Annotated in this window: 7 protein-coding genes; all 7 read left to right on the forward strand. The window is 70.2% G+C overall.

The window, feature by feature from the left end:
* Positions 1-70: 70 nt before the first annotated feature.
* On the forward strand, positions 71-1,252 hold the full coding sequence (gene sufD / locus ACF08W_RS08840; protein WP_392278849.1) for a Fe-S cluster assembly protein SufD: 1,182 nt from the start codon (positions 71-73) through the stop codon (positions 1,250-1,252).
* The gene (locus tag ACF08W_RS08845; protein ID WP_352275051.1) at positions 1,252-1,569 is read left to right on the forward strand and encodes a bifunctional 3-phenylpropionate/cinnamic acid dioxygenase ferredoxin subunit; all 318 of its coding nucleotides are present in this window, start codon (positions 1,252-1,254) and stop codon (positions 1,567-1,569) included. Before sufD ends, ACF08W_RS08845 begins: the two co-directional genes overlap by 1 nt.
* A gap of 7 nt (positions 1,570-1,576) precedes the next feature.
* Positions 1,577-2,341: a Fe-S cluster assembly ATPase SufC gene (sufC, locus tag ACF08W_RS08850; RefSeq protein ID WP_352275052.1), complete on the forward strand. Its 765-nt coding sequence runs from the start codon at positions 1,577-1,579 to the stop codon at positions 2,339-2,341.
* Positions 2,338-3,594 (forward strand): cysteine desulfurase, encoded by a 1,257-nt coding sequence (locus tag ACF08W_RS08855; protein ID WP_352275053.1) that lies wholly within the window; start codon positions 2,338-2,340, stop codon positions 3,592-3,594. Before sufC ends, ACF08W_RS08855 begins: the two co-directional genes overlap by 4 nt.
* A 25-nt stretch (positions 3,595-3,619) precedes the next feature.
* Positions 3,620-4,075, forward strand: coding sequence for a Fe-S cluster assembly sulfur transfer protein SufU (gene sufU / locus ACF08W_RS08860; protein WP_072483050.1), 456 nt, complete (start codon positions 3,620-3,622; stop codon positions 4,073-4,075).
* Complete coding sequence (locus ACF08W_RS08865; RefSeq protein ID WP_352275055.1) at positions 4,072-4,425, forward strand: metal-sulfur cluster assembly factor; 354 nt, start codon at positions 4,072-4,074, stop codon at positions 4,423-4,425. The genes sufU and ACF08W_RS08865 overlap by 4 nt, the downstream gene beginning before the upstream one ends.
* A 150-nt stretch (positions 4,426-4,575) precedes the next feature.
* Positions 4,576-5,970: a hypothetical protein gene (locus tag ACF08W_RS08870; protein WP_392278850.1), complete on the forward strand. Its 1,395-nt coding sequence runs from the start codon at positions 4,576-4,578 to the stop codon at positions 5,968-5,970.
* Positions 5,971-6,147: the final 177 nt, after the last annotated feature.

Consider the following 6,147-nt stretch of genomic DNA (forward strand, 5'->3'; position numbering starts at 1 on the left):
CTGCCCGGCAGGCCCCGCCCCGCACACGAACCCCCTACTTTTGACAGAGAAAGCGAGCACGACGACAGCCATGGCTGAGGCTCAGAATCTTCCGACGGGTTCCACCACCGCCGGTTCCATCGCGGTGGCCGCAGAATCCACCGTAGCCACGCGCATGAGCGCGCCGCCCTCCTTCGACGTGGCGGACTTCCCGGTCCCGCACGGCCGCGAGGAGGAGTGGCGGTTCACGCCGCTGGACCGGCTGCGCGGACTGCACGACGGCACGGCCACCGCGACCGACGGCGCCGTGAAGGTGGCGATCGAGGCCCCCGAGGGCGTCACCGTCGAGACCGTCGGGCGCGACGACGCCCGGCTCGGGAAGGCCGGCACGCCGGTCGACCGGGTCGCCGCCCAGGCGTACTCCTCCTTCGACCGGGCGTCCGTGGTCACGGTCCCCAAGGAGGCCGTGCTCACCGAGCCGATCCGGATCGCGGTGCACGGAGAGGGCGGCACCGCCTTCGGCCACCAGGTCGTCGAGCTCGGCGCCTTCGCCGAGGCCGTCGTGGTCATCGACCACACGGGTGACGCGGTGCTCGCCGCCAACGTCGACTACGTCCTCGGCGACGGCGCCAAGCTCACCGTGGTCTCCGTCCAGGACTGGGACGAGAACGCGGTCCACGTCGGCCAGCACAACGCGCTGGTCGGCCGGGACGCCTCGTTCAAGTCGATCGTCGTCACCTTCGGCGGCGACCTGGTCCGGCTCCACCCCCGGGTCGCCTACGCCGGCACCGGAGGCAGCGCCGAGCTCTTCGGCCTGTACTTCACCGACAAGGGCCAGCACCAGGAGCACCGCCTCCTGGTCGACCACAACACCCCGCACTGCTCGTCCAACGCCGCCTACAAGGGCGCGCTCCAGGGCGACGACGCGCACGCCGTGTGGATCGGTGACGTCCTCATCCGGGCCGCGGCCGAGGGCACCGACACCTACGAGATGAACCGCAACCTCGTCCTCACCGACGGCGCCCGGGTCGACTCCGTGCCGAACCTGGAGATCGAGACCGGCGAGATCGTCGGCGCCGGCCACGCCTCGGCGACCGGCCGCTTCGACGACGAGCAGCTGTTCTACCTGATGGCCCGCGGCATCCCCGCCGAGGAGGCCCGTCGGCTCGTGGTGCGCGGCTTCTTCGCCGAGCTCGTCCAGCAGATCGGTCTGCCGGACGTCGAGGCGCGGCTGCTCGACAAGATCGAGGCCGAGCTGAGGGCGTCCGTCTGATGGCCTTCGTCAAAGTCTGCGCGCTGAGCGAGCTGGAGGACGACACCCCGAAGCGGGTGGAGCTCGACGGCGTCCCGGTGTCCCTCGTCCGTACCGGGGGCGAGGTGTACGCGATCAACGACATCTGCTCGCACGCGAACGTCTCCCTGTCGGAGGGAGAGGTCGAGGACTGCATGATCGAGTGCTGGCTGCACGGCTCCAGCTTCGACCTCCGCACCGGCAAGCCGTCCGGCCTTCCCGCGACGCGCCCCGTCCCCGTATACCCCGTCAAGATCGAAGGGGACGATGTGCTCGTCTCCGTCACCCAGGAGCCCTGAGTCACCCATGGCAACGCTTGAAATCCGCGACCTGCACGTCTCCGTCGAGGCCGACAACGCCACGAAGGAGATCCTCAAGGGCGTCGACCTGACCGTGAAGCAGGGCGAGACCCACGCCATCATGGGCCCCAACGGGTCCGGCAAGTCGACCCTCGCGTACTCCCTCGCGGGACACCCCAAGTACACGGTCACCAGCGGTTCGGTGACCCTGGACGGCGAGGACGTCCTGGAGATGAGCGTCGACGAGCGCGCCCGCGCCGGCGTGTTCCTCGCGATGCAGTACCCGGTCGAGATCCCCGGTGTCTCGGTCTCCAACTTCCTCCGCACCTCCGCCACCGCCGTCCGCGGCGAGGCGCCCAAGCTGCGCACCTGGGTCAAGGAGGTCAAGGAGACGATGGGCCGGCTCCAGATGGACCCGGCGTTCGCCGAGCGCAACGTCAACGAGGGCTTCTCCGGCGGTGAGAAGAAGCGCCACGAGATCCTTCAGCTGGAGCTCCTCAAGCCGAAGATCGCGGTCCTCGACGAGACCGACTCCGGCCTGGACGTCGACGCCCTGCGCATCGTCTCCGAGGGCGTCAACCGGGTCCGCGAGACCGGCGAGGTCGGCACCCTGCTGATCACGCACTACACGCGGATCCTCCGTTACATCAAGCCCGACTTCGTGCACGTCTTCGCCAACGGCCGTATCGCCGAGTCCGGCGGCGCCGAGCTCGCCGACAAGCTGGAGAACGAGGGCTACGAGGCATACGTGAAGGGTGGCGCGTCCGCGTGACACAGCTGCCGGGCCTCCTCGACACCGAGGCGATCCGCAAGGACTTCCCCCTGCTGGATCGGACGGTCCACGACGGGAAGAAGGTCGTCTACCTGGACAGCGCGGCGACCTCGCAGAAGCCGCGCCAGGTGCTCGACGCCCTCAACCAGTACTACGAGCGGCACAACGCCAACGTGCACCGCGGCGTGTACACCATCGCCGAGGAGGCCACGGCGCTCTACGAGGGCGCCCGTGACAAGGTCGCGGCGTTCATCAACGCGCCCAGCCGCGACGAGGTGATCTTCACCAAGAACGCCTCCGAGTCGCTCAACCTCGTGGCCAACATGCTCGGCTGGGCCGACGAGCCCTACCGGGTGGACCACGACACCGAGATCGTCACCACCGAGATGGAGCACCACTCCAACATCGTGCCGTGGCAGCTGCTCTCGCAGCGCACCGGCGCGAAGCTGAAGTGGTTCGGCATCACCGACGACGGACGCCTCGACCTGTCCAACATCGAGGAGATCATCACGGAGAAGACGAAGATCGTCTCCTTCACGCTGGTCTCCAACATCATGGGCACGATCAACCCGGTCGAGCAGATCGTCCGCCGGGCCCAGCAGGTCGGTGCCCTGGTCTGCATCGACGCCTCGCAGGCCGCGCCGCACATGGTGCTCGACGTGCAGGCGCTCCAGGCCGACTTCGTGGCCTTCACCGGCCACAAGATGGTCGGCCCGACCGGCATCGGCGTGCTCTGGGGCCGGCAGGAGCTCCTGGAGGACCTGCCGCCGTTCCTCGGCGGCGGCGAGATGATCGAGACCGTGTCGATGCACTCGTCGACGTACGCCCCCGCGCCGCACAAGTTCGAGGCCGGTACGCCCCCGATCGCCCAGGCCGTCGGCCTCGGCGCGGCCGTGGACTACCTCTCGGCGATCGGCATGGACAGGATCGCCCGGCACGAGCACGCGATCACCGAGTACGCGGTGAAGCGGCTGCTGGAGGTCCCCGACCTCAGGATCATCGGCCCGGCGACGGCCGAGGACCGGGGCGCCACGATCTCCTTCACGCTCGGTGACATCCACCCGCACGACGTCGGCCAGGTCCTCGACGAGCAGGGCATCGCCGTCCGGGTCGGACACCACTGCGCGCGGCCGGTCTGCCTCCGGTACGGAATTCCTGCGACGACGCGAGCGTCGTTCTATCTGTACTCCACGCCCGCCGAGGTCGACGCCCTGGTGGACGGTCTGGAGCACGTACGGAACTTTTTCGCATGATGGACGAGCGGCTGAGGGTTGACTGGTGAAGCTTGACTCCATGTACCAGGAAGTGATCCTGGACCACTACAAGCACCCCCACGGGCGCGGCCTGCGGGACGGCGACGCCGAGGTGCACCACGTCAATCCGACGTGCGGCGACGAGATCACGCTCCGGGTGAAGTACGACGGCGAGACCATCGCCGACGTGTCGTACGAGGGTCAGGGCTGCTCCATCAGCCAGGCCAGCGCCTCCGTCCTCAACGACCTGCTGGTCGGCAAGGAGCTGGGCCAGGCGCAGAAGATCCAGGAGACCTTCCTGGAGCTGATGCAGTCGAAGGGCCAGCTGGAGCCGGACGACGCGATGGAGGAGGTGCTGGAGGACGCGGTCGCGTTCGCCGGTGTCTCCAAGTACCCGGCCCGGGTGAAATGCGCGCTGCTGAGCTGGATGGCGTGGAAGGACGCGACGGCCAAAGCGCTGTCCGAAGGGAAGACGGCATGAGCGACAACACGGTGACGACCGACGAGACCCCGACGATCAAGCCGGCCTCCGAGGAGGAGGTCCGTGAGGCCCTGTACGACGTCGTCGACCCCGAGCTGGGCATCGACGTCGTCAACCTGGGCCTGATCTACGGCATCCACATCGACGACGCCAACATCGCCACCCTCGACATGACGCTGACGTCCGCGGCCTGCCCGCTGACCGACGTCATCGAGGACCAGGCGAAGTCGGCCACCGACGGCATCGTCAACGAGCTGCGGATCAACTGGGTCTGGATGCCGCCGTGGGGTCCGGACAAGATCACGGACGACGGCCGCGAGCAGCTGCGCGCGCTCGGCTTCAACGTCTGACCGGTGCGCGTCCGCACGCCGCGGTGGAACGGCCCCCGATCCGGGGGCCGTTCTTCGTTTCGGTGTCGCCCGCCGTACCCCTGGGGTGCGCCCGTCGTTGGCATGGTCAGCGGAACGTAACCGCGTCACCACGCCGACGAGAGGCATGCCGTGCTGCATCGTATTTCGCTCCCCGGCCGCGGAGCGGCCACCGCCGCGGGCGGAGTTCTCCTGCTGGCCGCCCTGGGGGTCGACGCCCCCGCGCAGGCCGCGAGTTACGGGACCCCGACGATCGGGCTCCCGGTCTCCCACCTCTCCGGTGCCGTCGGCGCGAGCGGCGACCCGGTGGTCACCGTCACCGTCGCCCAGAGCGGGGCCGACGCGAGCGAGCTCGGTGTCGCGGTGTCCGCCAGCTCCAGGCCGTCCGTCGCGCAGGCGGGCGACGTGACCGTGACGGGCACCGGCGCGACCCGGACCCTCGCGGTTGCCGCACGCGGCCGCGGCTACACCGACCTCACCATCAAGGTCACCGGACTCGGCGGCAAGACCGCCACCGAGACCCTCCACTACGCCGCGTCCGCCGCCGTGCGGAACGCCGCCGACACCCGCTACCTCACCGGCTCCGCCGACTCCTCGGCCGCCGTCGACGTCGGCGGCGGGTACATCGTCGTCGGCGACGACGAGTCCAACACGCTCCGCCTGTACGACCGTTCCGCCTCCGGCGGCCCGGTGCGCAGCTGGGACGTCGGCGCGCAGCTCGGGCTGTCGAAGGAGGTCGACATCGAGGCGGCCACCCGGGTCGGCGACACGATCTACTGGACCGGCTCGCTCGGCAACAACAAGGACGGCGTCTACAAGGCGCCCCGCAACACCGTCTTCACCACGAAGGTGACCGGTTCGGGTGCCGACACCCGGCTGAAGGTCGGCGGCTCGTACAAGAAGCTCCGTGACGACCTGGTCGCCTGGGACAAGGCGAACGGCGACCGGCTCGGCTTCGCCGCGGGTACGGAGGACGGCCAGGCGCCCAAGCAGATCGACGGGTTCAACGTCGAGGGCCTGGAGTTCGCCCCGGGCTCCACGACCACCGCGTACCTCGGCTTCCGGGCACCGCTGGTGCCGCCGAAGACGGGCGGCAAGGCCCTGATCGTGCCCGTCACCAACTTCGACAAGGTGGCCGGCAGCGGGGCGAAGGCGGTCATGGGCGCGCCGGTCGAGCTGGACCTCGGCGGGCTCAGCATCCGGGACATCCGCAAGAACGCCGCCGACCAGTACCTCATCGTGGCGGGTTCCTGGGCGGCCGACGACAACTCCGCCCCGTACGCCCTCTACACCTGGGACGGCGTCCCGGCCCACGCCCCGGTCAAGCGGATCGACCTGCCGACCACGGACCCGGGCGGCTGGGAGGCCGTCGTGGACGTCCCCGACCTGACGGTGCCAGGAGCGCGGGCGCAGCTGATCACGGACTCCGGCTCGGCCGACCTGTACGGGGACGGCACGGAGGCCAAGGACCTCGACCGGGCCGAGTGGAAGAAGTCGCGGGCCGTCTGGTTCACCGTCGGCCGCTGACGGACCGTACGCCGCGCATGCGAACGGCCCGGGGGGGCCCCCGCCCCCCGGGGGGCCCCGGCGGGGGCGGGGGGGCGGGGGGGCCCCCCCCCCCCCCCCCCCCCCCCCCCCCCCCCCCGCCCCCCCCCCCCCCCCCCCCCCCCCCCCCCAACCCCCCCCCCCCGCAGTTGGGGATGC

It is taken from the genome of Streptomyces sp. NPDC015144 (assembly GCF_043079735.1).
Lineage (GTDB): Bacteria > Actinomycetota > Actinomycetes > Streptomycetales > Streptomycetaceae > Streptomyces.

Bases quoted from the DNA above. Each gene is read 5' to 3' on its own strand.
- sufC (WP_352275052.1), top strand. From the start codon at position 1,577: ATGGCAACGCTTGAAATCCGCGACCTGCACGTCTCCGTCGAGGCCGAC.
- ACF08W_RS08845 (WP_352275051.1), top strand. From the start codon at position 1,252: ATGGCCTTCGTCAAAGTCTGCGCGCTGAGCGAGCTGGAGGACGACACC.
- ACF08W_RS08865 (WP_352275055.1), top strand. From the start codon at position 4,072: ATGAGCGACAACACGGTGACGACCGACGAGACCCCGACGATCAAGCCG.
- sufD (WP_392278849.1), top strand. From the start codon at position 71: ATGGCTGAGGCTCAGAATCTTCCGACGGGTTCCACCACCGCCGGTTCC.